The organism is Mesorhizobium sp. ESP-6-4, from assembly GCF_020164735.1.
Taxonomy (GTDB): Bacteria; Pseudomonadota; Alphaproteobacteria; order Rhizobiales; family Rhizobiaceae; genus Mesorhizobium.
In genome coordinates, this window is record NZ_JAIUGS010000005.1 from 128,949 (window position 1) to 152,070 (window position 23,122).

A 23,122-nucleotide genomic window follows, 5' to 3' on the forward strand; every position below is an offset into this window, starting at 1 on the left:
CCCTAGGGCATTTCGCCGTTCCAAGGAAACGGCGAAATGCCCTGTCTCTTTGTCTTGACGCAATTGCGGGCGGAAAGTTACGGCGAAGTCGCCGAACCCGACCGCACCACACTTTTCCTGAAATTGCTTCCAACCTCCAGATGCTTCAGTCAGCGCGTTTCTCCATCGCCTCGAGCGCATTGGCGAGGCGCTGCTCCTCGCCATAATAGCGGGCGCGGTCCCAGAAATGCGGACGGCCGATGCCTGTCGACACATGCTCGCCGACCAGCCGGCCGCCGGCGTCTTCACCCTTGATGTTGTAGAGCACAAGGTCCTGGGTGATGATGACATCGCCTTCCATGCCGACCACCTCGGTGATGTGGGTGATGCGGCGTGAGCCATCGCGCAGGCGAGCCGCCTGGATGATCACGTCGATCGAGCCGACGACGATCTCGCGCACCGTCCGCTGCGGCAGGGAATAGCCGCCCATGGCGATCATCGATTCGATACGATTGAGGCATTCGCGCGGGCTGTTCGAGTGGATCGTCCCCATCGAGCCGTCGTGACCGGTATTCATCGCCTGCAGCAGGTCGAACACCTCCGGTCCGCGCACTTCGCCGACGATGATCCGCTCCGGCCGCATGCGCAGGCAGTTCTTGACCAGGTCGCGCATGGTCACCTCGCCTTCGCCCTCCAGATTGGGTGGCCGGGTTTCGAGACGGACCACATGCGGCTGCTGCAGCTGTAGTTCCGCCGAATCCTCGCAGGTGATGACGCGCTCCTCGCGGTCGATATAGTTGGTCAGACAGTTGAGCAGCGTCGTCTTGCCGGAACCCGTGCCGCCCGAGATGACGACGTTGCAGCGGACGCGACCTATGATCTTGAGGATTTCCGCGCCTTGCGGCGAGATGGCGCCGAACTTGACCAGCTGGTCCAGCGTCAGCTTGTCCTTCTTGAACTTGCGGATGGTGAGCGCGGTGCCGTCGATCGACAGCGGCGGCGCGATGACGTTGACGCGCGAGCCGTCGGGCAGGCGCGCGTCGCAGATCGGGCTCGATTCGTCGACGCGGCGGCCGACCTGGCTGACGATGCGCTGGCAGATGTTGAGCAGCTGCTGGTTGTCGCGGAAACGGACGCCGGTCTGTTCGACCTTGCCATTGACTTCGATGTAGACGTTCTTGGAGCCGTTGACCATGATGTCGGCTATGTCGTCGCGGGCAAGCAACGGCTCCAGCGGTCCATAGCCCAGAACGTCGTTGCAGATGTCCTCGAGCAGCTCTTCCTGCTCGGAAATCGACATCGCGAAGTTCTTGATCGCGATGATGTCGTTTACGATGTCGCGGATTTCTTCGCGCGCGCTTTCGGGATCGAGCTTGGCGAGCTGCGACAGGTCGATCGTGTCGATGAGTGCCGAAAACACCTGGCTTTTGGTGTCGTAATAGGTCTCGGAGCGCTCGCGCGGGACCCTTCTTGGCGGCTCCGGCGCCATAGGCGGCGCCTCGACGGGCCGGCGCGCCGGCGGCGTGGCCGGCGTGCCGGACGCCGGCGCGACCGGTCGTTCGGCCGTCATCGTCCCGGTTGGAGCGGCGGCGGGAGCGGATGCCGGCGGACGGAATTCGGGCGTTGCCCGGCCGCCGTCGTCTTTGCCTCTTTTACCAAACATGATCGACTACCCGATGCCGCTCAATCAGCGTCACTTCTTGTTGCGCGAGAGCTTGCCGAGGATCGAGCCCAGGCCTGCTTTCTTCCTTGTCTTGATTTCGCTGCGTCCGGTCAGCACATGCGCTATTTCATTGATGGTGGTCACGACCGGGCTCTTGGCGTCCATCTCGGAGAGCATGCGGCCGTTGTTGGCGGCATTGCCGAACAGCAGCGGTTCGAAGTTGATCACCGCCATCGGCGTGATGCCGAGCGGTTCGGCGAAATCGGACGCCGCGATCTCGGGCCGTTTCGGCACGCCCGCCTGGTTGATGATCAGCTTCGGCGGCGGATCGTTCGGACGCAGCCGCTTCAGCATGTCCACCATGTTCTTGGTGTTGCGAAGATTTGCGAGCTCTGGCGTGGCCGTGATGACGATCTCGTCCGCCTTGATCAGCGTGCTCTTGGTCCACCCGCTCCAGACGTGCGGGACATCGAGGACCAGCAGAGGCGCGCTGCGCTGCGCTGTCTCTATGATCTGCGCGAAGGCCTCGGACTCGAAATCGTAGACGCGCTCGAGCGTAGAGGGAGCCGCGAGCAACGACAGATGCTCGGCGCATTGCGCAAGCAGACGGTCGAGATAGACCTCGTCGACCCGCTCTGGTGAAAACACCGCCTCGGCGATGCCTTGCGCCGGATCCTGATCGAAATTGATGTTGGCGGTGCCGAAGGCGAGATCGAGATCGGCGATGACGACCTCGGACTTGAACAGGGAAGACATCGCCCAAGCGACATTGTGAGCGATGGTCGAGGAGCCGACGCCGCCCTTGGCGCCGATGAACGCGATCGAGCGGCCGATCGGCTCCGAATCCGGATCGACGAAGATCGACGACACGACACTGACGATGTCTGTCATCGAGACCGGCGCGATGACATATTCGGAAATGCCCGAACGGATCAGCTCGCGGTAGAGCCCGACATCGTTGTAGTGGCCGATAACCACCACCTTGGAGGACGGATCACAATATTCCGAGAGGTGGCCGAGCTGTTCGAGCAGCTGCTGCGGTTCGCTGCGCGATTCCAGCAGGATCAGGTTCGGTGTCGGCGCGGACTGGTAGAACTCGATCGCGGTCGGGATGCCGCCCATATGAACCTTGAGATGGGCTTTGGCCATCCGGCGATCCTCGCCGGCGCGCTGGACGGGGTTGGCGACCCCCTCAGTCTCGCAGAAGGCCTGGATCGAAATGCGCGGCACGGGACGCAGCGCCTGCATGGCGGCGATGTCCTGCTGCGAAAGGTCGCCGGTTTCCGCGGGCGTGTCGTAGGCAAGATTGCTCATCGTCATGCTCTTTCCGTGACTGCTTGCTTCGTCGTCCGGCTCAGCTCAGTAGGTTACTTCCGAATTGGCGAGGAACTCGTCCGAGATGCCCCTGCTCCGATAGATATCGATCACCCCACCGCGATTTTCGGCGTCGATATCGGACTGCTTGCGCGGCCCGATCAGATCGTTGGGATTGGCCAGCTGGGCTGCGAGATTGTTCTGATAGGAGCAGCCGAAATCGGCGTAGTGCTTGTTCTCCGACGTCTCCAGCATGTCGTCGGGCCAACGCCCGCATTTGTCGGTCTGGGCCCGCACCGCGACGAAGGCGATGCGCACCGGCGCTGACGCCTCCGGCACCGCCGACTGATAGGATGTCATGACGATACGGTTGCGCTTGACGCCTGCCGCCATGGCGAGCCTGGCAAAATCGCGGCCGGCGGCCCGGGCGGCAAGCTCATTGGCGGATCCGGCCGGCATGGCGATCGTCAGCGCCGGCGCGGCGCTCTTGTCGTAGCGGTCGAGAAAACCGAGCAGCGTATCGCGCTGCGCACCGGTCATGCCGCGATCACCGGCGCCGACCGGCAGGTCAATCTTCTGGTTCTTCTCGGCAATGACGATCGGATGGGTCGTGCGGTAGTCGTCCGGGATCGACCCGACGGTCACGCTGTCGCGATTGGCGCAACCTGCGAGCGACGCGGCAAGCATGACCGCCAATGCCGGGACCACCTGCCGACGGATCCTTGCGATACCGGATGCTGTCCGGACCGTCATGACCTTCGATGCTGACTTGGACATATCCGCATTCCCACTCATTTGTAGATGAAGCCCACGACGCCGTGGTAGCGGCCGGCCGGCCTGTCGGTCTGCATGGTGCCGTAGACGCGGTTGACGCGGCCGAGGAACATGCCGGCGCCGTCGCTTGCCGCGTTGAAGTTGTCGTCCGGCTTGGCGAGATCGTTGCGCGCCACCGGCCGCGTCAGATAGGGCGTGATGATGATGATGAGCTCGCTCTCGTTGCGCACAAAATCCCGGCTGCGGAACAGCGTGCCGAGGACGGGGATCTTGCCCAAGCCAGGGAATTGGCTGATAGCCTGGCGAACATCGTCGCGGACAAGGCCTGCGATCATCATCGAGCCGCCCGAAGGGAGCTCGACGGTGGTGTCGGCGAGACGCTTGCGAATAGAGAGAATGTTTGCGGCGGGAACGTTCTTTGAGCCGGTCGAAAATGCGGCGGAGCCTTCTGTCGTCGGCTCGGAAACCGCCGTCCGGACTTTCAGGCTGATGCGACCGGCGGACAGGACGACCGGTTGAAATTCCAGTCCGATGCCGTAATCGACCTTGTCGAGTTGGTACGTCAGCTTCGCAGGAATGCCTTTGGTGATGTCAGGATCGGTAATGGCCTGGCTGGAGACAATATTATACTCGCCGCCAACCCTGAACGTGGCTTTCTCGCCTGAAACTGCCGTCAAAGTCGGCTCGGCTAGCGTCTTCATCACCCCCGACTGTTCCATGGCGTTGACATAGGCCTGCAGCGAGGACGAGCCGATGTTAAATCCCGAATTGCTGAGGGGCTTGCCGAGCCCCATCGGGTTGTCGCCTGTCGACATCCAGCTGATGCCGTTGCTCTCGCCGCTGCCAAACATGTTGACGCCGAGCTGCTTCATCACCGAGCGGCTGACTTCGGCGACGGTCACCTTGAGCGTCACCTGGTCGTCGCCGATGATCTGCAAGAGGTTGACGATCTTGGAGGTCCGGCGCTCCTGGTCGGGATTGTTGATGTCGACGCCGCCATTGACCGAGCCGCCGGCGGCGGTCTGCGAATATTGGCCCGTCGTCGCTTCACCGCCGGACACGAAGATGGTGGCCAGGTCGACGGCACGCTTGGAATCGAGCGGCGTGTCGACCATGCCCGTCAGGACGACGTTGTCATTGAGAAGCTCGACCTTGATCTGCGAGGACGGGATGAAGCGCTTGAGATAGTCTTCCAGCCCTGCGACGTCGCGCTCGACGGCCAGATCCAGGCTGACGATCTGCTCGCCATTGGGGCCGAAGACGAAGATGTTGGTCTCGCCGACCGTCTTGCCGAACAGGTAGATGCGCCGCGCGGTGCGCGTCACGGCATCGGCAACCGCCGGATTGGCGACGAGGATATCATAGGCGTCGCTCGGCAAGTCGATGACAACGGATTTGTTGAGGCCGAGCTTGACGCGCTGCGTGGCGACGGAAGCCGACACGCCGGCGCCCGCGGCTTTGGCTTCGACCGTTCCCGGGGCGCCGGCGCCGAGCAGGAAAATAGCGATCGCCGCGGCGGCCAGGAAGGGCAGCAGTTTACCGTTCAGCCTCATTTCCTTGCTCCCACCTCGGAAACCTCGCCGGACTTGATCAGCCGCACGGTTCCGCGTCGGCCGTTGCCGTTGACCAGATAGTCGGCCTCGCCCGTATTCTTTTCATGGATGTCGGTGATCGGGCGCAGCGCCAGCGTCAGGCGGTCGGCCATCTGCTGCGCCACTGTGATGATTTCCGCCTGCTGCGGCGTCAGCTCCAGCGTCGCGGTCTGGCCGACCCTGGTCTTCTTACCTTCCTCGTCTTCCTGGATGGTCTGGTCGATGGCCAGCACGCGGATGTTCTTGAGGATCGTCTCGGTGTTGAACCCGCTGCCGCCGTTGCCGGTGTCGGCGCGGCGGGTCATGATGACGTCGACGAAGTCGTTGGGCAGGATGAACCCGCCGGCGGACGTGTCGGCCGATATCGCGGTGGCGACGGCGCGCATGCCGGAAGGCAGGATCGACGACATGAAGCTCTGCCCCTCGCCGACCAGCTTGGAGCGTCGCAACGGCTCGCCGGTATACATGGCTACGCGGGCGACCGAGCCCTTGAGCTTTTCGATCGCGTCAGGCTCGGCGGCGCGCGTGATGAAATTGGCGTTAACGCCATCGGCCGGCCATTCTTCCCAGCTGATGTTGTTGCCGAGCTGGCTGCCCATTGACACGTCACCGGAAAGCACCAGCACGTCCTGCAATGCGATCGCCGGCTGCTTGGGCGCATCGACAATGACCTGAGGCGGCGGCGCTACGACCATGTTCTTCGCCACGTAGCCCGCGCCACCCGCCGCGACCGCAGCCACGCCCAGAATAATCAATCGGGATGCTGGCATTCGTCCGAAACCCTTCGCTCATGGCAACCACCTCGCCAGGCCGGACTTTGCAGCTGCAATCGTCAAAACAAGGTTAATGTAATGCTTACGATCGTGATTAATTTAAGGTTTACTCAAATTGGATTGAACAGTGTGCCGTTAACAGAAAAAAGCGGCCGGGGCCGCCTTCCGATCTGATAAAAGGCGCCCTGGGATCGCCGACATCGAGATCGCCGGGCCTATGTTGTGAGCCTCTCCAGCGCCCAGACCATCAGCGGCGAATCCGGGAAAGTGATCAGTCCGCCGGCGCCAAGCGCGATGCCATATGGGATGCCAACATTCTCGTCCGCGAAATGGCGCAGAAATCGGCTGTGGCCGGTGTACGTGACGAGCGGCGATTTCCGGTAGGCAAGGATTGCGAGGGTAAGCAGGCCGCCGATGAAAGCCGACGTCACCAGATAGCCGACCAGGTTGATGTTGAGGCCCATCCACAGAGCGGTCGCGGCCAGAAGCTTGGCGTCGCCGCCGCCCATGCCGCCGAGCGCAAAAAGGCCGAAGGTCGTGGCAAGCACGAGGGCGCCGGCGGCGAAATGCCAGCCATAGGTTGCCCAGTCCATACCGGCGAGTGGCGCAACAAGCGCGAATGTCGCCACCAACAGCACGGGAACGCGGTTGGCGATCGTCATCGACAGCGTGTCCGAGATCGCAGCAAACAGCATGCAGAAAGGAAAAACGACGAAGATCACGGCTTCAAGCATGGATGCGGCCTGCCTGTGGCATGTTTTCAGCGTCATCCTAGGCGCGCTGGATTAACGATCGATGAGGCCGGACGATCAAATCGGCCGACTGCATAAAAAAGGGCCGCCAGCCGGCGGCCCTTTTTCTTTCTGTCGAAAAGGCGCGATACGCAGCCTTATTACGGAGCAGTGGCGCCGTTGAGGGTGGCGGCGATGTTGGCGAACTTGGCGTTCAGCGCGCCGCCGAGCTGGGTAGCACCAACCATGATGGCAAGCGCGATGAGAGCGGCGATCAGACCGTATTCGATGGCGGTCGCGCCGGATTCGTCCTTCACGAAACGTGCGATGAGATTAGACATTCGAGAGCTCCTACTCCACGTGTTACAGCACTACCGTCAACTTCTCTTCCGGGTTGATCGGATGGCGCAAATCTAGGGAGAAGCCGTTTCGATCGGCTTAATAAACAGCCTTACCGATTCCTTTCCGATGGCGAACGCACTGCGTGGTTAACCGTGGCCTAAACATCGCCAGAGGTCCGAGTTCCCGAGAAACCGGCGCTTGTGCAATATTCCTAAAACAGTAAGCGCCATGGACGCATGGCGCATCATGCAGGCGATCCTTAATCATGGCGGGCCCGGTTTAACCGTTACTTCACCAATCTCGTTCATGTTCCGTTGAAGAATCTGCCTGCCGGAGCGCTTCAATGACCTTGTCGAGATCGCTGTTTCCAGTCGCCGCGCTGCTGGCAACTGCTGCCTTGGTCATGCCGGCCAGCGCCGGCGCGGGTATAGAAGTCACCATGAACCAGGCCAAGATCGTCAAATTGTCACGCGGGGCCGATACGGTCGTCATCGGCAATCCGGCAATCGCCGACGCCTCCGTGCAGGACGCCTCGACCATCGTTCTCACCGGCAAGGGCTTCGGTGTCACCAATCTGGTCGTGCTCGACTCGGAAGGCAGCCCGATCATCGACGAACAGGTGACCGTCGTGCGACAAGCCGCCTCCTCGGTGCGCATCTACCGACGCGCCGAAGTCCAGACCATGTCCTGCACGCCCTATTGCGAGAGCGCATTCAAGAGCGAGGCCGAGAAAACTTCCGAAGCCGAAATGAGCGCCGGGCACTGAGCCCTGCGAGGGCGAGAACCCACGGGCATTAAAGACGGCTTAAAGCTTGCCCGACGAATTTAACGATCATCAAAACCGGAACTCAATGGGTTATCGCTAACCCTGCCGCCGGTACCGCAAAGGGGATCGGCAGGAACGCAATATGAGCAAGGATGCCATATCCGGCAACGGCATGGACAACAGGGCGCGCGCCAGATCGCGCCCCGGCTTCTTCAGCGACAGGCGCGGCAGCACGGCGATGGAATTCGCGATGCTGGCCATCCCGTTCGCGCTTCTCGTCTTCGCCATCCTCGAGAGCTGCATTTCTTTCGCCGGCCAGGAGGTGATGGCCAACGTCGCCGACGACGTGGCCCGCCAGCTGCGGACCGGGCAGTTGCAGAAGTCGAACGTCACCGAAGCCTCCATCAAGCAGCTGATCTGCAGCAGGCTTGAGATCATGGTGGCCAAGGACTGCCCGGGATTGCTGGTCGATCTGCGCGAATATCCGAGTTTCGCCGACGCCGCCACGGCAGGCTTCAAGATCGTGGATGGAGATATCGTGCTTACACAGGGGACGAACTCGACGACCCCAACCGTCTCGCCCGGATTGGCAGAGTCCATCAACATGCTGCGGGTGTTCTACAAATGGCCGGTGATGACCGATTTCCTGGCCCAGGCGATGGCAAATCTGAAGGACAAGAAAACGCTGCATTTCGCATCGGTGACCTGGCAGAACGAACCGTTCGACGACAATTGAGACTGCTCGACGGCTAAGCCGCGGCGTGGAGGACTATATGCATAGTGCGGGGGCACTCCGGGGCATTTCGGCGAAGGTGAAGCGGTTTTGCCGCGATCGCCGCGGCATCGCGGCGATCGAGTTCGCGTTCATCGTGCCGGTGCTCCTGATCATGTATTTCATCACGATGGAGGCCTCGCAGGCCATCGAGACCGGCAAGAAGGTCAGCCGCATCGGCAGCATGGTTGCGGACCTCGTCACGCAGCAGCAGGCCGTCGTGAAGGCTAACCTCGATGCAATGATGAAGATCGGCATATCGACGCTTCGGCCCTACAATCGCTCAAGTCCAACGATCATCATCACGGGCATACAGATCTCCGACGAGGCGTCGCCGACAGTGAAGGTGGCGTGGTCGCGCAAGCTGGTGGGCAACACCTACAGCGTCGATGCCAGTCCCGGCGACACCACGACCGTCCCTTCGACGCTGAAAATCCGCAACACTTTCCTGGTCCGCGTGGAAAGCGACCTCGGCTATGTGCCCGTCATCGCCTGGAGCGAGAACAACAACCAGCAGAAGGCGCTTGGACTGTTGTCGACCTTCAGCCACATAAATATGAGCGAGACTTATTATCTCCGGCCTCGCCGGAGCCCAACGATCCCCTGCAGCGACTGCTGACGGTCAGTCCCGGCCGTCGGACGCCTGCCGCACAATGGCCGTGGCCATAGCGTAGTCCTTGGACGCCGCCGGCACAAAGCCACCGGTATGCGCGGCCTCCAGCAGATCGTATATGTCGGGCGTCTGGGACTTGAGATTGGTCAGGAAGACCGTCAGCCGGCGCTTTGCCTCGGGATCGATATCGTTGCGGACGGCGTGCGGCCCGTAGCGCAAGAGGCCCGAGGTCCACAACACCCGAAGCGACGCCCCGGGGATGCCGGCAGCCTCCAGCCGCGCGACAGTGCCCCCGGAACGGGTGGACCGGCCATCGGCATCGGCCGGTTCCCAGCCGAACAGGGCGTCCGCTTCGCCGCCGGCGAGCATCGTCTCGGCCGCAGTGGCTGAAGCGGCGCGCGCCAGGAAGGGCGAACCCCGGGTGATGTTGACGCCTTCGGCCGGCAGCGCTGTCAGCGGCAGCAGCGCGCCGCCGACATTTTCGGCCGGCGCTATCGCGATCCGGTGCGAAGCCATGGCGGCAAGGTCCGCAAGCCGGCCGTCGCGCGTCACCAGGACGGAACGGATGCCGACGGCGCCGTCGGTATCGACCGGCGCCACCAGTGGCTCGACGCAGCCGCAGCGCTCCGAGGCCGTGGCATAGGCGAGAGCGGAATAGATCGCATATTGCACGCGCCCGCTCGCCTGCGCCTCGATCAGCGCCGCGTAGTCACGCGCAACGACGAACTCGACCTTCATGCCGAGCGCATTGGCATAGGCGTCGGTCAGGCGCGCGAGCCCCGGGACGGTGTTGCCGCCGCCTGGTTCGGCAACGATGCCGATGCGGAACGTGCCGATTTCGCCACGCCAGTCGGCGCGTGCCGGCGAGGAGGCGGCACCTAAGGCCGCGAGAGCGGCCGCCCATATCTTCAAGGCTTGCCTTGTCGCGGTTTTGCCGCGCCTTGCCATACCTGCCACGCTCCCGCCCCGCATCCGCGCCTCGCCGCAACTATGGCGCCAAGCCGTTGCAGTTTGGTTTCCGATTTGCCAACGCCGCCGGGGAACCTTATGTCTGGCGATCAAGGCTGACAACAAAGATACCCATGGCGCGCGCGTTCCTGTTCGTTCTCGATTCTTTCGGCATCGGCGGCGCGGCCGACGCCGAACGCTATGGCGATGCCGGCGCCGACACGTTCGGACATATTTTTCAGGCCTGCGCCGATGGTCGTGCCGATCGGCAAGGTTTGCGCAAGGGGCCGCTCGCGGTGCCCAACATGATGTCGCTCGGACTTGGCCGGGCGGCGCAAACCGCGACGGGACTGAAAACCGGTATCGACGCGCCGCCGGTCGCCTCGGCCTTTCATGGAGCCGCACAGGAAGTGTCGAGCGGCAAGGACACGCCCTCCGGCCACTGGGAGATTGCCGGCCTGCCGGTGCGTTTCGACTGGGGCTATTTCCCCGATACGGTGCCTGCCTTTCCGGCCGACCTGACCGACGCCATCATCCGCGAGGGCAAGCTGCCGGGGATCCTCGGCAACTGCCATGCACCCGGAACCGAGATCATCGAGCGGCTCGGCGAAGAGCATATCCGCACCGGCAAGCCGATCTGCTACACGTCGGTCGATTCCGTGCTGCAGATCGCCGCGCATGAGACGCATTTCGGCCTGGAGCGGCTTTATGAGCTTTGCCTCACGGTGCGTCGGCTGGTCGAGCCGCTCAAGATCGGGCGGGTGATCGCTCGGCCATTCGTGGGCGAGACGGCGGCCACGTTCCAGCGCACCCACAATCGCCGCGATTATGCGGTGCCGCCGCCGGAGCCGACCCTGCTCGACCGGCTGACCGGGCGCGGCAACAAGGTCATCGCCGTCGGCAAGATCGGCGATATCTTCGCTCATCGCGGCATTTCGGAAGTGCGCAAGGCCGGCGGCAACATGGCAATGTTCGACAAGGCGCTCAGCGCGATGGACGATGCCGGCGACGGCGACCTGGTTTTTGCCAATTTTGTCGATTTCGATACCGAGTTCGGTCACCGGCGCGACGTCGCCGGCTATGCCGGAGCGCTCGAAGCGTTCGACCGCCGACTGCCGGAGGCGCTGTCGCGGATAAGGCCCGGCGACCTGCTCATCCTCACGGCCGATCATGGCAACGATCCGACCTGGCGGGGCACCGACCATACGCGCGAACGCATTCCGGTGATCGGTATCGGGCCGGGACTGACGGGCGGCGACATCGGGCTCAGGCCGACCTTCGCAGATATCGGCGAGACCGTCGCGGACCACCTCGGCCTGGCTGCCGGTCGCCACGGAACATCGTTCCTTGCGATGATAGGCGGCCATGCCTGAGCTGCCCGAAGTCGAGACCGTCCGGCGCGGGCTGCAGCCGGTCCTGGAAGGGGCGCGGCTCGTCGACGTCAGGGCGCGCAGGGCCGACCTTCGCTTTCCTTTCCCCGAACGCTTTTCGGAACGGCTTGCCGGCAAGACCGTGACGGCGCTTGGCCGGCGCGCCAAATACCTGACGATGCATATCGAAAACGGCCCGGTTCTCATCTGCCATCTCGGCATGTCGGGGTCGTTCCGGATCGAAGCCGCGGAAAGCAGCGACGTCCCCGGCGCCTTCCACCACGACCGCTCGAAAAGCGTGGCGCACGACCATGTCGTGTTCGACGTCATCTCTCCGAGGGACGAGCGCTCCCGCGTCATCTTCAACGACCCGCGCCGCTTCGGCTTCATGCTGTTTGCCGAAGGAGCGCCGGACACGCATCCGATGCTGGCAGGGCTCGGCATCGAGCCAACTGGCAACGCGCTCGACGGTCCCCTGCTCGCCTCGCTGTTGAAGGGTCGCCGATCGCCGCTCAAGGCAGCCCTGCTCGACCAGCGGCTGATCGCCGGACTCGGCAACATATACGTGGCTGAGGCCTTGTGGCGCGCCGGCCTCTCGCCGCTGCGCGAAGCCGGCACCATCGCCGGGTCGGCCAAGAAGGCGAAAGAGCAAAGCGCGCGCCTTGCCGAAGCGATCAGCTCGGTCATTGCCGATGCGATCGCCGCCGGCGGCTCCTCGCTGCGCGACTATGTCCAGGCCGACGGATCGCTCGGCTATTTCCAGCATTCCTTCGCAGTCTACGATCGCGAGGGGGAACCATGCCCGAAGCCGGGCTGCCGCGGCCACATCGAGCGCATCGTGCAAAGCGGCCGCTCGACCTTCTATTGCCGGACCTGTCAGCGGTAAGCTAGGAACGTATCGATCGTCCCACTGCCGCGGAAGGAAGCGAACCATGGCCTATGAAACCGTTATCGTGGAAACACGCGGCAAGGTCGGGCTGATCACGCTGAACCGGCCTAAGGCGCTCAATGCGCTGAATTCGCAGGTCCTTGCGGAGGTCGTGGCGGCCGCGCGCGCGTTCGATGCCGATCCCGAGATCGGCGCGATGGTGCTTACAGGCTCGGAGAAGGCGTTTGCCGCCGGCGCCGACATCAAGGAAATGCAGGCGATGACCTTCGCCGACGCCTACACGCAGGACTTCTTCGTCGGCTGGGAGGAATTTACGCGCACGCGCAAGCCCATCATCGCGGCGGTCGCCGGCTATGCGCTCGGCGGCGGCTGCGAATTGGCCATGATGTGCGACTTCATCATCGCCGGCGACAATGCCAAGTTCGGCCAGCCCGAAATCACGCTCGGCGTCATGCCGGGCATGGGCGGCTCGCAGCGGCTGACCCGCTTCGTCGGCAAGTCGAAGGCAATGGACATGTGCCTGACCGGGCGGGTGATGGATGCTGCCGAAGCCGAGCGCAGCGGACTGGTCTCGCGGGTGGTGCCGGTCGCCGAGCTCGCCGAGGAGGCGCTGAAGGCGGCGGCCAAGATCGCCGAGTTCTCGCTGCCGTCGGTCATGATGACCAAGGAGGCGGTCAACCGCGCCTACGAGACGACGCTCGCCGAAGGGCTGCGCTTCGAGCGCCGCCTGTTCCATTCGCTGTTCGCGCTCGACGATCAGAAGGAAGGCATGGCCGCCTTTGTGGAGAAGCGGAAGCCGAATTTCACCAACCGCTAGAGCATGATGCCGAAAAGTGTGGAGCGGTTTTCGGACGACATCATGCTCTCTCTTTGATTTAGAGCCGGATTCAGATTTCAGGTCGGCTCGACCTGAAATCATCCGGCTCTAGGGCACCTTGCCCAATGTCTGAAGGCGGGTCATGATGTGACGCGCTTTCAGTCTCCAAAAAGACCGCCAAGTGGCGTTGACGCGCCGGAAAAGCTGAACTATAAGCCGCACCAACCGAGGCGGCCTGTGGCTGCCCGTTTGTTTTTTGCGCCCTGCGGCACCCGCTGGCGCCCACCAGATCGGAAGAGAGGCATCATGGCCAACACGTCTTCGGCCAAAAAGGCAACGCGCAAGATCGCCCGCCGCGCGGCGATCAACAAGAACCGTCGCTCGCGTGTCCGCACCTATGTGCGCCAGGTCGAAGAGGCGCTGGCCGCCGGCGACAAGGCCGCGGCGGTGGCAGCCTTCAAGGCGGCGGAGCCGGAATTGATGCGCGCCGCCACCAAGGGCGTCGTTCACAAGAACACGGCTTCCCGCAAGGTTTCGCGGCTGGCCCAGCGGGTTAAGACGCTGTCGGCCTGACCGACTTAATCCTTACTCCATCGATGTTGAACCCGGTCGCATAGACCGGGTTTTTTTCGTTTGCCGGCAAGTACTTAAAAAAATTGCTCGTGAGCAACGCTCGCGACGTGATTCCAACGCCAGTAATGTTTTGCCGGCATATTCAACGCCGCTGACAGCGGAACGCCCTCCCCGCGGCAACTGCCTAAATTTGCCTGGCAAAAAATCTGCAGTCTTTTCATAGGCTTACAGCCGGTCGTCCACAGCTTGTTCAGCTCAAGGTCGAGCGGCGGGGGAGAAGTAGCTGTCAAGACAATTATTTCAGAATATTTCGTTTCGGGCGGCCTTTTTCATATTCGCCGGAAAAGGGTTTGAATCACAATGGCTTTGTCAAAACGTGCCGGCGCAGCTCCCGATTTTGAGCCCCGTCCGGTAACCAGATTCGTTAAAAAACCGTTAGATGTGGCCTTGCCCTATCCACAGCGATTTCGGTAATGTCCATTCATCGAAGGGACGGGCTCTAGCCCCTGACCCAGCCTGAATCGGCCAGCACAAAATGGCGGAATTCATGACGTGGAGCAATTCCGCGTACGGCTTGGTTTGTCTCTTCGGTGCGGGTAGGGGACTGGCGTAATTGTACATGGCAGTCGATGTCTCGCCGGCGTTTTCGCCGGAGGGTGAGGTATTGACTTGTCTTTGTCGGTGGCCGGCGTGCGGAGCCGGCAGCTGGTCCCTTGCGCGAGTTGCGACGATCGTTGCCGGCGGCGGCAATGGCATCGCGGCTGAATGAGGGTCGCCGGACCAAGGATGCAGGAGGCGCATCCCCGGCGGAAAAAGGGTACGAGAAGACAAAGGGACTTTGATCATGCAGAGCGGCATTGAAAGGGAGATAGCGGGCGAGCTCCCATTTCCAGCAACTTTTGTCGGAGGGGGCGACGTGGCGGTATCCAGCGACGCGGAACAGAAGTTCGAACGGGTCAAGGCGCAGCTGAAGGCCCGTCTTGGAGCCGAGGTCTATTCGAGCTGGTTCGGTCGCATGAAGGTCGCCGAGGCTTCCCGCGGCGTCGTTCGCATCTCCGTGCCTACAGCCTTCCTGCGGTCCTGGATCAACGGCCATTACCTCGAGCTTATCGCAGAGCTGTGGCGGCATGAGGATGCCGACGTCCTCAAGATCGAGATCGTCGTGCGCACTGCAACGCGCCAGGGGCGCAATCCTGTCGAGCCCGAGATCGCGCCGGCGCGCAAGATGACCAAGCAGACGCATACCGCGCTTGCCAACGGCACCGCGAGCGCCGGGCGTGTGGAGCAACGGGCGCCGGCGCCCCGCCAGGGCGTGTCAGCGGAACCGGAGTTCCGCCACAATGTGCTGGGGTCGCCGCTTGACCCGCGTTACACATTCTCCTCCTTCATCGAAGGGCCGTCGAACAGGGTGGCCTTCGCAGCGGCCAGGGCGGTGGCGGAATCGCAGTCGAGCGCGGTACGTTTCAACCCGCTTTTCCTGCACGCGACCGTCGGGCTCGGCAAGACGCACCTCCTGCAAGCGATCGCCGCGGAATCGCTGCGGCAAAACCCGAAGTCGCGCGTCGTCTACCTGACGGCGGAATATTTCATGTGGCGCTTCGCCACCGCGATCCGCGACAACAACGCGCTGACGCTGAAGGAGCAGCTGCGCGATATCGATCTCTTGATCATCGACGACATGCAGTTCTTGCAGGGCAAGTCGATCCAGCACGAATTCTGCCATCTCATCAACATGCTGCTCGACAGCGCCAAGCAGGTGGTGGTCGCGGCCGACCGGCCGCCCTCGGAACTGGAATCGCTGGAGCCGCGCGTGCGTTCGCGCCTCAATGGCGGCGTGGCGCTGGAAATGTCGGCGCCGGATTTCGCCATGCGGCTCGGCATGCTGAAACTGCGCCGCGCCAGCACCAAGACCGATGACACCTCGCTGGATATCTCGGACGAGATCCTGGAGCATGTCGCGCGCACGGTGACCGGCAGCGGGCGCGAGCTCGAAGGCGCCTTCAACCAGCTTCTGTTCCGCCAGTCCTTCGAGCCGCAGATCACCATCGACCGCATCGACGAGATCCTCGGCCACATCTACCGCTCCGGCGAGCCGAAGCGGGTGCGCATCGAGGACATCCAGCGCATCGTGGCGCGCCACTACAACGTGTCGAAGACCGAGCTTCTGTCCAATCGGCGCACGCGCACGATCGTCAAGCCGCGGCAAGTTGCGATGTATCTGTCGAAAGTGATGACACCGCGCTCATTGCCGGAGATCGGGCGGCGGTTCGGCGGCCGCGACCACACGACCGTGCTGCATGCCGTGCGTAAGATCGAGGACCTTTCGGGCGGGGACAACACGCTGGCGCAGGAACTGGAACTGCTCAGAAGGCTGATCAACGACCAGGCCTGAAGGAGCGCACAAACAGCCGGCGGCACGCTTCGCCGGCTTTATCCCCAGAAAGCCCGCGCCGCCGGTCGGAACCGGCGCCGCGGGCTTGCCTTTGCAGGCTTTTTACTGTCAGCTTACGGAGATTCTGGAAGCCTTTCAGAGCTTTCACGGGATGCCGCCTGCCGGTGACCTGTTCATTCTTGAAGCGAGCCTGTTTCGTCATGCGTGTTATCCTGGAACGGTCAAATCTCTTGAAGTCCCTCAACCACGTCCACCGCGTGGTCGAGCGGCGCAACACCATACCGATCCTGTCCAACGTGCTGCTCAGCGCCGAGGGCGCCAGCCTCGAGATGAAGGCGACCGACCTCGACCTCGAAGTGACGGAGGCAACGCCCGCCAAAGTCGAGCGCGGCGGCGCGACGACGGTGCCGGCGCATCTGCTCTACGACATCGTGCGCAAGCTTTCCGACGGCGCGGAGGTGATGCTGAAGACGGACGAGGACGGCAATGCGATGACCGTCACCTCCGGCCGTTCGAGCTTCCGCCTGCAGTGCCTGCCGCAATCCGATTTCCCGGAGCTTTCGGCCGGTTCGTTCTCGCATATCTTCCGGCTGGAATCGGCTGCGCTCAAAGGGCTGATCGACAAGACGCAGTTCGCCATCTCCACCGAAGAGACGCGCTATTATCTCAACGGCATCTTCCTGCACACGCATGAGGTCGGCGGCAAATTGAAGCTGCGCTCGGTGGCGACCGACGGGCATCGCCTGGCGCGGGCCGAGATCGACGCGCCGGCAGGCTCCGAAGGCATGCCCGGCATCATCATTCCGCGCAAGACGGTGAGCGAGCTGCAGAAGCTGGTCGACGATCCCGATGTGGCGGTGACCACGGAGCTGTCGGACACCAAGATCCGCTTCACCATCGGCAGCGTCGTTTTGACCTCGAAGCTGATCGACGGCACCTTCCCCGACTATCAGCGCGTCATTCCGACCGGCAACGACAAGAAGCTGATCATCGACCGCCAGAGCTTCGCCGCGGCAGTAGATCGCGTTTCGACCATTTCCTCCGAACGCGGCCGGGCGGTGAAGCTTTCGATCAATGACGGCCAGGTGACCTTAGCCGTCAACAACCCCGACTCGGGCAGCGCCACCGAGGAACTGGCGGCCGACTATTCTTCGGACCCGATCGAGATCGGCTTCAACGCCAAATATCTGCTCGACGTCGCGGCCCAGCTCACCGGCACGGAGGCGAAATTCATGCTGGCCGATGCCGGCTCGCCGACGCTGATCCATGACATGGCCGACGAGACCGCGCTCTACGTGCTGATGCCGATGCGGGTCTAGGCTCAGTCACCTTGACGCAATTCCGGACGGAAAACCGCTGTGCACTTTTCCTGGAATTGCTCTGACGGACCTGATGTGTCGCCGTGAACTCGGATGCGAAACAGCTTCGGCAGCAGAGCTATGTAAGTAAGCTTATACTTACGAATTTTCGCAATTACGCGACGCTGTCGCTCGAGCTCGCGCCCGGCGCGGTGGTGCTGTCAGGCGACAATGGCGCCGGCAAGACCAATCTCCTGGAAGCGATCTCGTTCCTGACGCCCGGCCGCGGCCTGCGCCGCGCGCCCTATGGCGATGTGGCGCGCGAAGGCGGCGATGGCGGCTTCGCCTTGCATGCGCGCATTGAGGGGCCGGAAGGCCAGGTCGAGATCGGCACCGGAATTTCCGGCGGAGACGCCGCCGGCGAAGGCGGCAGGAAGGTACGGATCAACGGCGCGCCGGCGCGATCGGCCGAGGATATGCTGGAATGGCTGCGGGTCGTGTGGCTGACGCCGGCAATGGACGGGCTGTTTCCAGGGCCGGCGGCGGACCGTCGCCGCTTCCTCGACCGGCTGGTGCTGGCGATCGATCCTGGCCATGGCCAGCGCGCGCTCGACTATGAGAAAGCCATGCGCGGCCGTAACCGCCTGCTTACCGAAGGCTCCCGCGACGGCGCCTGGTTCGACGCGATCGAGATGCAGATGGCCGAGACCGGGGTGGCGATCGCCGCGGCGCGGGCCGAGCTGATAAGGCTGCTTGCCGCCATGATCGACAGATTGCCTGGCAGCGGACCGTTTCCGCAGGCTGACATCAGCCTTGCCGGCGACCTGGAGAGCGAGGTCGCCGCCGCGCCGGCCGTCGATGTCGAGGAGCGCTTCCGCCGCGCGCTTGCCAATGGCCGCGAGCGCGATCGTGCCGCCGGCCGCACGCTGGACGGCCCGCATCGTTCCGATCTCGTGGTGCGGCACCGGCCGAAGTCGATGCCGGCCGAGCTTTGTTCGACCGGCGAGCAGAAGGCGCTGCTGGTCGGCATCGTGCTGTCGCATGCCAGGCTGACCGGCGAGATGTCGGGCCTGACGCCGATCCTTCTGCTGGACGAGATCGCCGCGCATCTCGACGCGGGCCGGCGCGCGGCGCTGTTTTCCATCCTGGAAGAGCTGAACTGCCAGGCCTTCATGACCGGCACCGATGCCGCCCTATTCTCCAGCCTTGCCGGCCGCGCGCAGTTCCTGACCGTCGAGCACGGCAACGTCGAGCCGACCGGCTGACCTTTGAAGCGAGTTCTGCACCTGCGTATATGCGACAAGGCCGCGCCTTGCGCTTACTGACAAGGCCTCGCCACGGCGATATGGTCCAGCCATGACCGACGCCGCCCTCACCGACGAAGAGCTCGAACGCTACGCCCGCCATATCGTGCTGCCGGAGATCGGCGGGCCGGGCCAACAGAAGCTGAAACGGGCACGGGTGCTGGTGATCGGTGCCGGCGGGCTCGGCGCGCCGGTGCTCGAATATCTTGCCGCCGCCGGCGTCGGCACGCTCGGCGTCGTCGATGACGACACCGTCTCCTTGTCCAACCTGCAACGGCAGGTGATCCATGGCAGCGACAGGGTCGGCATGGCCAAGACCGACAGCGCACGGGAAGCGATCATGCGCATCAATCCCAACGTCACGGTGGAATCGCACCGCCTGAGGTTGACGGAGGAGAATGCCCCTGCCCTCGTCGCCGGCTACGATGTCGTCGTCGACGGCTCCGATAATTTCGAAACGCGCTACGCCGTCGCCGATGCCTGCGCGGGCGAGAAGAAACCCCTCGTCACGGCGGCCGTCGGGCGCTTCGACGGCTCGGTGACGGTGCTGAAGCCGTTCGAGGCTGGCGCCGACGGCAAGCGCAATCCAAGCTATCGCGACCTGTTTCCGGAAGCCCCGCCCGAAGGGCTGGTGCCGTCCTGCGCCGTCGCCGGCATCGTCGGCGCGCTGACGGGCGTCATCGGCACGCTGGAGGCGATGGAAGCGATCAAGCTGATTACCGGCATAGGCGAGCCGCTGATAGGCCGGCTGCTGCTCTATGACGGGCTCACGGCCCGCTTCGACACCATCCGCTACAAGGCCGTCTGAGCGCATGGACCAGAACGTCGGCATCTCCATAACCGGCCTTCCAGCGGATTTCGATCGGTGGGACGACCTGCTCGCGCTGATCCGGCGCGCCTTTGCCTATATGGACGGCGTCATCGACCCGCCCTCCTCGGCGCATCTTTTGACCGCCGAGGCGCTTGCCGCGAAGGCGAAGCGGGAGACCGGGTTTCTGGCCGTCGAGAATGGCCGCATCGTCGGCTGCGTCTTCGCGCTGGAACGGGCGCGGGATTTCTATGTCGGCAAGCTAGCGGTCGAGGCGCGGCTCCAGGGCCAAGGCATCGGAACCCGGCTGATGCGGGCGGTCGAGGATCTCGCCCACGAACGCGGCAAGGATGCGATCGAGCTGCAGACCCGCATCGAACTGACGACAAACCATGCAGCCTTCGCCCGGCTCGGCTTTCGCGAGACCGCGCGCACGGCGCATGAGGGCTATGACAGGCCGACCTCCATCACCATGCGCAAGGTGCTGTCTTGAGCCTTTCGCTCAGCCCGCAAGAACAGGCGATCGCCTCCAAGCAGGACGGCGCGGGCATGGCGATGCGCATCCTCGCCGAAAGCGCTCGCCTGCTCGGCGCACCGCGGCTGATCCCGATCGCCTCCACCCATATCGATGGCGCGCTGTATCACGGCGATTCCGGCACGCTGTTCGCCGAAAGACTGGTCGAAGGCGGCGCGAAGGTCGCGGTACGCTCGACACTCAATGTGGGGGCACTCGACCTGATGGGTTGTTCGCGTATCCGCCTGAAAGAGCCGCAGCGCGGCATGGCGCGGCGGATGATGGAGGCCTATCGCAAGCTGGGCTGCGAGCAGAGCTGGACCTGCGCCCCCTACCAGGCCGGACACAGGCCCGCGCTGGGCAGCGACGTGGCCTGGGGCGAGTCCAACGCGGTCGTCTTCTGCAATTCGGTGCTGGGCGCGCGGACCAACCGCTATGGCGATTTCCTGGACATTGCCTGCGCCATCACCGGCCGCGCGCCGGATTACGGCCTGCACCGGCCTGACAATCGCCGCGCGCGTCTCGTTTTCGACGTCTCGGGCCTCTCGCCATCCTTCCTTGCCTCGGAGATCGCCTGGCCGGTGCTGGGCAGCCTCTATGGCCGCGAGGTGGGCAATGCGATCGGCGTCGTCACCGGCGTGACGGATAATCCCGGCGAAGACGCGCTGAAAGCCTTCGGCGCGGCGGCCGCATCGTCCGGTGCGGTCGGCCTGTTCCACATTGCCGGCGTGACGCCCGAGGCTCCAGACGCCGAAGCCATTCTGGCCAGGCCGGAGCCGGAAGCGGTGATCCGCGTGACGCCCGACATGGTGGCGACGGCGCGCGCGGGCCTGTCGACCGCGGCCGCGACCAAGACCATCGATGCGGTGGCGATCGGCAGCCCGCATCTGTCGCACGCCGAGTTCGACAACCTGGAGCGGCTGATCGCCGGACGGCGGCTCGCGGTGCCGATCTACGCCTGCACCGGCCGCCATGCGCTTGCCCTGCTGGAGCAGAACGGCCGGCGAAAACGGCTCGAAGCGAGCGGGGTCGTCATCGTCGCCGATACATGTGTGGTGGTGACGCCGATCATGCCGGAGCTCGGCAATGGCGTGCTGATGACCAATTCGGGCAAGTTCGCGCATTACGCGCCGGGCAACACCGGCTATGCGGTGCTCTACGCCTCGCTCGCCGACTGCGTCGAAAGCGCGGTCCTCGGCAAGCCGGTCTTCACGGATATCGCGGCATGAGCGCGAGGGCCGAAATCCTGGTGCCGGGCAAGGCGGGCGAAGGCGACGCGCTGGTGCTGACTGCGCCGATCAGCTTCTGGGGCGGCGTCGACCCCAGGACCGGGCGTATCGCCGACGTTCGCCACCCGCAACATGGCGAAGTCATCGCCGGCCGGGTTCTGTTCCTGCCGGGCACGATCGGCTCGTCATCCGCTTCGGCGGTGCTGATGGAGCTCGTCCACAACGGCCGCGCGCCGGTCGCCCTGGTGCTGCACGAGCCGGACGCCATCCTGCTGCTCGGCCTGATCGTAGCCCGTGAGATGGGCTGGGAAACGCCGATGGCGGTGAGGCTCGAACGCGGCGCGTTCGACAACTACCGCGGAGCCGCCGTCACGGTCGCTTCGGACGGCGCAGTGAGCGCCGCCGTCTAAAGCTTTTTCAGGTCCTGAGCGGCAGGACACGATCCGGCGGACGGTGGCCATCGAAGAAGGCGCGGATGTTGATGATCACCTTCTCGCCCATGTCGATGCGGCCCTCGAGCGTGGCCGAGCCCATATGCGGCAACAGCACCACCTTGCCCTTGGCGGCGAGCTTCAACAGCTTGCTGTTCAGCGCCGGCTCATGCTCGTAGACGTCGAGGCCGGCGCCGGCGATCTTGCCGTCATGGATGAGCTTGATCAGCGATTCCTCGTCGATGATATCGCCGCGCGCGGTGTTGACGAGGTAGGCCGAAGGCTGCATCAGCGCGAGCCGACGGCCGGACAAAAGGTGGAACGTCGCCGGCGTCGACGGGCAATTGACCGAGATGATGTCCATGCGGGCCAGCATCTGGTCGAGGCTTTCCCAGTAGGTCGCCTCCAGTTCCTCCTCGACCGCCGGCAGCACGCGGTGCCGGTTGTGATAGTGGATCGAGAGGCCGAAGGCCTTGGCCCGCCTGGCGACCGCCGTGCCGATACGGCCCATGCCGACGATGCCGAGACGTTTGCCCCAGATGCGCCGGCCGAGCATCCAGGTTGGCGACCAGCCGGCCCATTTCTTCTCGCCCGTCAGCACATTGGCGCCTTCGGCCAGCCTGCGCGGCACGGCGAGCATCAGCGCCATGGTCATGTCGGCGGTGTCTTCGGTGAGCACGTTCGGCGTGTTGGTGACGGTGATGCCTTTCTTGGCGGCCGCCGCGACGTCGATCTTGTCGACGCCGTTGCCGAAATTCGCGATCAGCTTGAGGTTCTCGCCGGCCTGGGCGATCAGCGCGGCATCGATATGGTCGGTGATGGTGGGGACCAGCACATCGGCTTCCTTGACCGCCGCGACCAGCTCCGGCTGCGTCATCGGCCGGTCCTCGACATTCAGCCTTGCGTCGAACAGCTCGCGCATGCGCGTTTCGACCGGATCGGGCAGCTTGCGCGTGATGACGACGAGGGGCCGTTTTTTGCCTGCCATTTTATCCCCGAAGCTTCTTCGATCAGGATGACGTTTCGTCGAATCGTCATCCTGATCCTACTCTTTGTAGGAGCATGATCTTTTCCGAAAACCGGTTCCCACTTTTCGGGATCATGCTCTCGAAACCGATCTCGTTGAGACCTCTTTAACCAAGACCGGCGAAACTTGCAGCCAGTCGCGGCATCAGTCCACTCCTGTAACAAGCGGTGCCGCCGAAGACAAAGAAAAAGGGGCGCTCATCC

24 protein-coding genes are annotated in these 23,122 nt (G+C 63.7%); 14 read left to right on the top strand and 10 right to left on the bottom strand.

From position 1 onward, the window contains the following. Positions 1–145 precede the first annotated feature (145 nt). The 7 genes from LB523_RS12435 to LB523_RS12465 form a co-directional block, all read right to left on the bottom strand. A complete protein-coding gene (locus tag LB523_RS12435; protein WP_224548742.1) occupies positions 146–1,642 on the bottom strand; it encodes a CpaF family protein in 1,497 nt (498 codons plus the stop codon). Positions 1,643–1,672: 30 nt separating this feature from the next. After that, complete coding sequence (locus tag LB523_RS12440) at positions 1,673–2,956, bottom strand: CpaE family protein (RefSeq protein ID WP_411966461.1); 1,284 nt, start codon at positions 2,954–2,956, stop codon at positions 1,673–1,675. A gap of 45 nt (positions 2,957–3,001) precedes the next feature. After that, a complete protein-coding gene (locus tag LB523_RS12445; RefSeq protein WP_224603027.1) occupies positions 3,002–3,733 on the bottom strand; it encodes a CpaD family pilus assembly protein in 732 nt (243 codons plus the stop codon). 14 nt (positions 3,734–3,747) lie between these two features. Continuing rightward, entirely contained in the window at positions 3,748–5,283 is a 1,536-nt protein-coding gene (locus tag LB523_RS12450) for a type II and III secretion system protein family protein (protein ID WP_224603029.1), read from the bottom strand. Beyond that, on the bottom strand, positions 5,280–6,092 hold the full coding sequence (gene cpaB / locus LB523_RS12455) for a Flp pilus assembly protein CpaB (RefSeq protein WP_224523395.1): 813 nt from the start codon (positions 6,090–6,092) through the stop codon (positions 5,280–5,282). The genes LB523_RS12450 and cpaB overlap by 4 nt, the downstream gene beginning before the upstream one ends. A gap of 218 nt (positions 6,093–6,310) precedes the next feature. Continuing rightward, positions 6,311–6,829, bottom strand: coding sequence for a prepilin peptidase (locus tag LB523_RS12460; RefSeq protein WP_095765932.1), 519 nt, complete (start codon positions 6,827–6,829; stop codon positions 6,311–6,313). A 158-nt stretch (positions 6,830–6,987) separates the two neighbouring features. Further along, on the bottom strand, positions 6,988–7,167 hold the full coding sequence (locus LB523_RS12465; RefSeq protein ID WP_095765933.1) for a Flp family type IVb pilin: 180 nt from the start codon (positions 7,165–7,167) through the stop codon (positions 6,988–6,990). A gap of 344 nt (positions 7,168–7,511) precedes the next feature. On the opposite strand from LB523_RS12465, the gene LB523_RS12470 reads away from it, so the two are divergent. From LB523_RS12470 to LB523_RS12480, 3 genes are all read left to right on the top strand, one after another. Further along, positions 7,512–7,934 (top strand): pilus assembly protein N-terminal domain-containing protein, encoded by a 423-nt coding sequence (locus tag LB523_RS12470; protein WP_095765934.1) that lies wholly within the window; start codon positions 7,512–7,514, stop codon positions 7,932–7,934. Between the two features lie 172 nt (positions 7,935–8,106). After that, positions 8,107–8,670 carry a TadE/TadG family type IV pilus assembly protein gene (locus LB523_RS12475; RefSeq protein WP_224603210.1) on the top strand — a complete coding sequence of 188 codons (564 nt, stop codon included), beginning with the start codon at positions 8,107–8,109 and terminating at the stop codon, positions 8,668–8,670. Positions 8,671–8,707: 37 nt separating this feature from the next. Further along, positions 8,708–9,325, top strand: coding sequence for a TadE/TadG family type IV pilus assembly protein (locus LB523_RS12480; RefSeq protein WP_095766193.1), 618 nt, complete (start codon positions 8,708–8,710; stop codon positions 9,323–9,325). Positions 9,326–9,328: 3 nt separating this feature from the next. Here the strand turns inward: LB523_RS12480 and LB523_RS12485 are convergent, their stop codons facing one another. Beyond that, entirely contained in the window at positions 9,329–10,267 is a 939-nt protein-coding gene (locus LB523_RS12485; protein ID WP_224603031.1) for a phosphate/phosphite/phosphonate ABC transporter substrate-binding protein, read from the bottom strand. Positions 10,268–10,401: 134 nt separating this feature from the next. Between LB523_RS12485 and LB523_RS12490 the strand changes: the two genes are divergently transcribed. From LB523_RS12490 to dnaA, 5 genes are all read left to right on the top strand, one after another. Continuing rightward, a complete protein-coding gene (locus tag LB523_RS12490) occupies positions 10,402–11,640 on the top strand; it encodes a phosphopentomutase (RefSeq protein ID WP_224603033.1) in 1,239 nt (412 codons plus the stop codon). Next, complete coding sequence (mutM, locus tag LB523_RS12495) at positions 11,633–12,523, top strand: bifunctional DNA-formamidopyrimidine glycosylase/DNA-(apurinic or apyrimidinic site) lyase (RefSeq protein WP_224603035.1); 891 nt, start codon at positions 11,633–11,635, stop codon at positions 12,521–12,523. Before LB523_RS12490 ends, mutM begins: the two co-directional genes overlap by 8 nt. 46 nt (positions 12,524–12,569) lie before the next feature. After that, positions 12,570–13,343 carry an enoyl-CoA hydratase gene (locus tag LB523_RS12500; RefSeq protein ID WP_224603036.1) on the top strand — a complete coding sequence of 258 codons (774 nt, stop codon included), beginning with the start codon at positions 12,570–12,572 and terminating at the stop codon, positions 13,341–13,343. Between the two features lie 306 nt (positions 13,344–13,649). Then, on the top strand, positions 13,650–13,916 hold the full coding sequence (gene rpsT, locus LB523_RS12505) for a 30S ribosomal protein S20 (RefSeq protein ID WP_095765940.1): 267 nt from the start codon (positions 13,650–13,652) through the stop codon (positions 13,914–13,916). Positions 13,917–14,760: 844 nt separating this feature from the next. Continuing rightward, positions 14,761–16,308, top strand: coding sequence for a chromosomal replication initiator protein DnaA (gene dnaA / locus LB523_RS12510; RefSeq protein WP_095765941.1), 1,548 nt, complete (start codon positions 14,761–14,763; stop codon positions 16,306–16,308). On the opposite strand, the gene LB523_RS12515 is transcribed toward dnaA, so the two are convergent. Then, positions 16,292–16,510 carry a hypothetical protein gene (locus LB523_RS12515; RefSeq protein WP_224603038.1) on the bottom strand — a complete coding sequence of 73 codons (219 nt, stop codon included), beginning with the start codon at positions 16,508–16,510 and terminating at the stop codon, positions 16,292–16,294. The genes dnaA and LB523_RS12515 overlap by 17 nt on opposite strands. Here LB523_RS12515 and dnaN point away from each other — a divergent pair. The 6 genes from dnaN (at position 16,509) to LB523_RS12545 (ending at position 21,871) form a co-directional block, all read left to right on the top strand. Next, on the top strand, positions 16,509–17,627 hold the full coding sequence (gene dnaN, locus LB523_RS12520) for a DNA polymerase III subunit beta (RefSeq protein WP_095765942.1): 1,119 nt from the start codon (positions 16,509–16,511) through the stop codon (positions 17,625–17,627). The genes LB523_RS12515 and dnaN overlap by 2 nt on opposite strands. 83 nt (positions 17,628–17,710) lie before the next feature. Then, complete coding sequence (gene recF, locus LB523_RS12525; RefSeq protein WP_224603041.1) at positions 17,711–18,871, top strand: DNA replication/repair protein RecF; 1,161 nt, start codon at positions 17,711–17,713, stop codon at positions 18,869–18,871. A 91-nt stretch (positions 18,872–18,962) separates the two neighbouring features. Further along, the gene (locus LB523_RS12530) at positions 18,963–19,718 is read left to right on the top strand and encodes a molybdopterin-synthase adenylyltransferase MoeB (RefSeq protein WP_224603043.1); all 756 of its coding nucleotides are present in this window, start codon (positions 18,963–18,965) and stop codon (positions 19,716–19,718) included. Positions 19,719–19,722: 4 nt separating this feature from the next. After that, positions 19,723–20,211 (top strand): GNAT family N-acetyltransferase, encoded by a 489-nt coding sequence (locus LB523_RS12535; RefSeq protein WP_224603045.1) that lies wholly within the window; start codon positions 19,723–19,725, stop codon positions 20,209–20,211. Then, complete coding sequence (locus LB523_RS12540) at positions 20,208–21,461, top strand: aconitase X (RefSeq protein WP_224603047.1); 1,254 nt, start codon at positions 20,208–20,210, stop codon at positions 21,459–21,461. The genes LB523_RS12535 and LB523_RS12540 overlap by 4 nt, the downstream gene beginning before the upstream one ends. After that, entirely contained in the window at positions 21,458–21,871 is a 414-nt protein-coding gene (locus LB523_RS12545) for an aconitase X swivel domain-containing protein (protein ID WP_224603049.1), read from the top strand. The genes LB523_RS12540 and LB523_RS12545 overlap by 4 nt, the downstream gene beginning before the upstream one ends. A gap of 7 nt (positions 21,872–21,878) precedes the next feature. On the opposite strand, the gene LB523_RS12550 is transcribed toward LB523_RS12545, so the two are convergent. Beyond that, entirely contained in the window at positions 21,879–22,880 is a 1,002-nt protein-coding gene (locus LB523_RS12550) for a 2-hydroxyacid dehydrogenase (protein WP_095765949.1), read from the bottom strand. Between the last annotated feature and the right edge of the window lie 242 nt (positions 22,881–23,122).

Coding starts and splice junctions, on each gene's coding strand:
- LB523_RS12545 (WP_224603049.1), top strand. CDS start 21,458: ATGAGCGCGAGGGCCGAAATCCTGGTGCCGGGCAAGGCGGGCGAAGGC.
- LB523_RS12470 (WP_095765934.1), top strand. CDS start 7,512: ATGACCTTGTCGAGATCGCTGTTTCCAGTCGCCGCGCTGCTGGCAACT.
- LB523_RS12465 (WP_095765933.1), bottom strand. CDS start 7,167: ATGTCTAATCTCATCGCACGTTTCGTGAAGGACGAATCCGGCGCGACC.
- LB523_RS12530 (WP_224603043.1), top strand. CDS start 18,963: ATGACCGACGCCGCCCTCACCGACGAAGAGCTCGAACGCTACGCCCGC.
- cpaB (WP_224523395.1), bottom strand. CDS start 6,092: ATGCCAGCATCCCGATTGATTATTCTGGGCGTGGCTGCGGTCGCGGCG.
- LB523_RS12490 (WP_224603033.1), top strand. CDS start 10,402: ATGGCGCGCGCGTTCCTGTTCGTTCTCGATTCTTTCGGCATCGGCGGC.
- LB523_RS12480 (WP_095766193.1), top strand. CDS start 8,708: ATGCATAGTGCGGGGGCACTCCGGGGCATTTCGGCGAAGGTGAAGCGG.
- LB523_RS12445 (WP_224603027.1), bottom strand. CDS start 3,733: ATGTCCAAGTCAGCATCGAAGGTCATGACGGTCCGGACAGCATCCGGT.
- LB523_RS12475 (WP_224603210.1), top strand. CDS start 8,107: ATGGACAACAGGGCGCGCGCCAGATCGCGCCCCGGCTTCTTCAGCGAC.
- dnaA (WP_095765941.1), top strand. CDS start 14,761: ATGCAGAGCGGCATTGAAAGGGAGATAGCGGGCGAGCTCCCATTTCCA.
- LB523_RS12535 (WP_224603045.1), top strand. CDS start 19,723: ATGGACCAGAACGTCGGCATCTCCATAACCGGCCTTCCAGCGGATTTC.
- mutM (WP_224603035.1), top strand. CDS start 11,633: ATGCCTGAGCTGCCCGAAGTCGAGACCGTCCGGCGCGGGCTGCAGCCG.
- LB523_RS12450 (WP_224603029.1), bottom strand. CDS start 5,283: ATGAGGCTGAACGGTAAACTGCTGCCCTTCCTGGCCGCCGCGGCGATC.
- LB523_RS12435 (WP_224548742.1), bottom strand. CDS start 1,642: ATGTTTGGTAAAAGAGGCAAAGACGACGGCGGCCGGGCAACGCCCGAA.
- rpsT (WP_095765940.1), top strand. CDS start 13,650: ATGGCCAACACGTCTTCGGCCAAAAAGGCAACGCGCAAGATCGCCCGC.
- dnaN (WP_095765942.1), top strand. CDS start 16,509: ATGCGTGTTATCCTGGAACGGTCAAATCTCTTGAAGTCCCTCAACCAC.
- LB523_RS12485 (WP_224603031.1), bottom strand. CDS start 10,267: ATGGCAAGGCGCGGCAAAACCGCGACAAGGCAAGCCTTGAAGATATGG.
- LB523_RS12460 (WP_095765932.1), bottom strand. CDS start 6,829: ATGCTTGAAGCCGTGATCTTCGTCGTTTTTCCTTTCTGCATGCTGTTT.
- LB523_RS12550 (WP_095765949.1), bottom strand. CDS start 22,880: ATGGCAGGCAAAAAACGGCCCCTCGTCGTCATCACGCGCAAGCTGCCC.
- LB523_RS12515 (WP_224603038.1), bottom strand. CDS start 16,510: ATGACGAAACAGGCTCGCTTCAAGAATGAACAGGTCACCGGCAGGCGG.
- LB523_RS12440 (WP_411966461.1), bottom strand. CDS start 2,956: ATGAGCAATCTTGCCTACGACACGCCCGCGGAAACCGGCGACCTTTCG.
- LB523_RS12500 (WP_224603036.1), top strand. CDS start 12,570: ATGGCCTATGAAACCGTTATCGTGGAAACACGCGGCAAGGTCGGGCTG.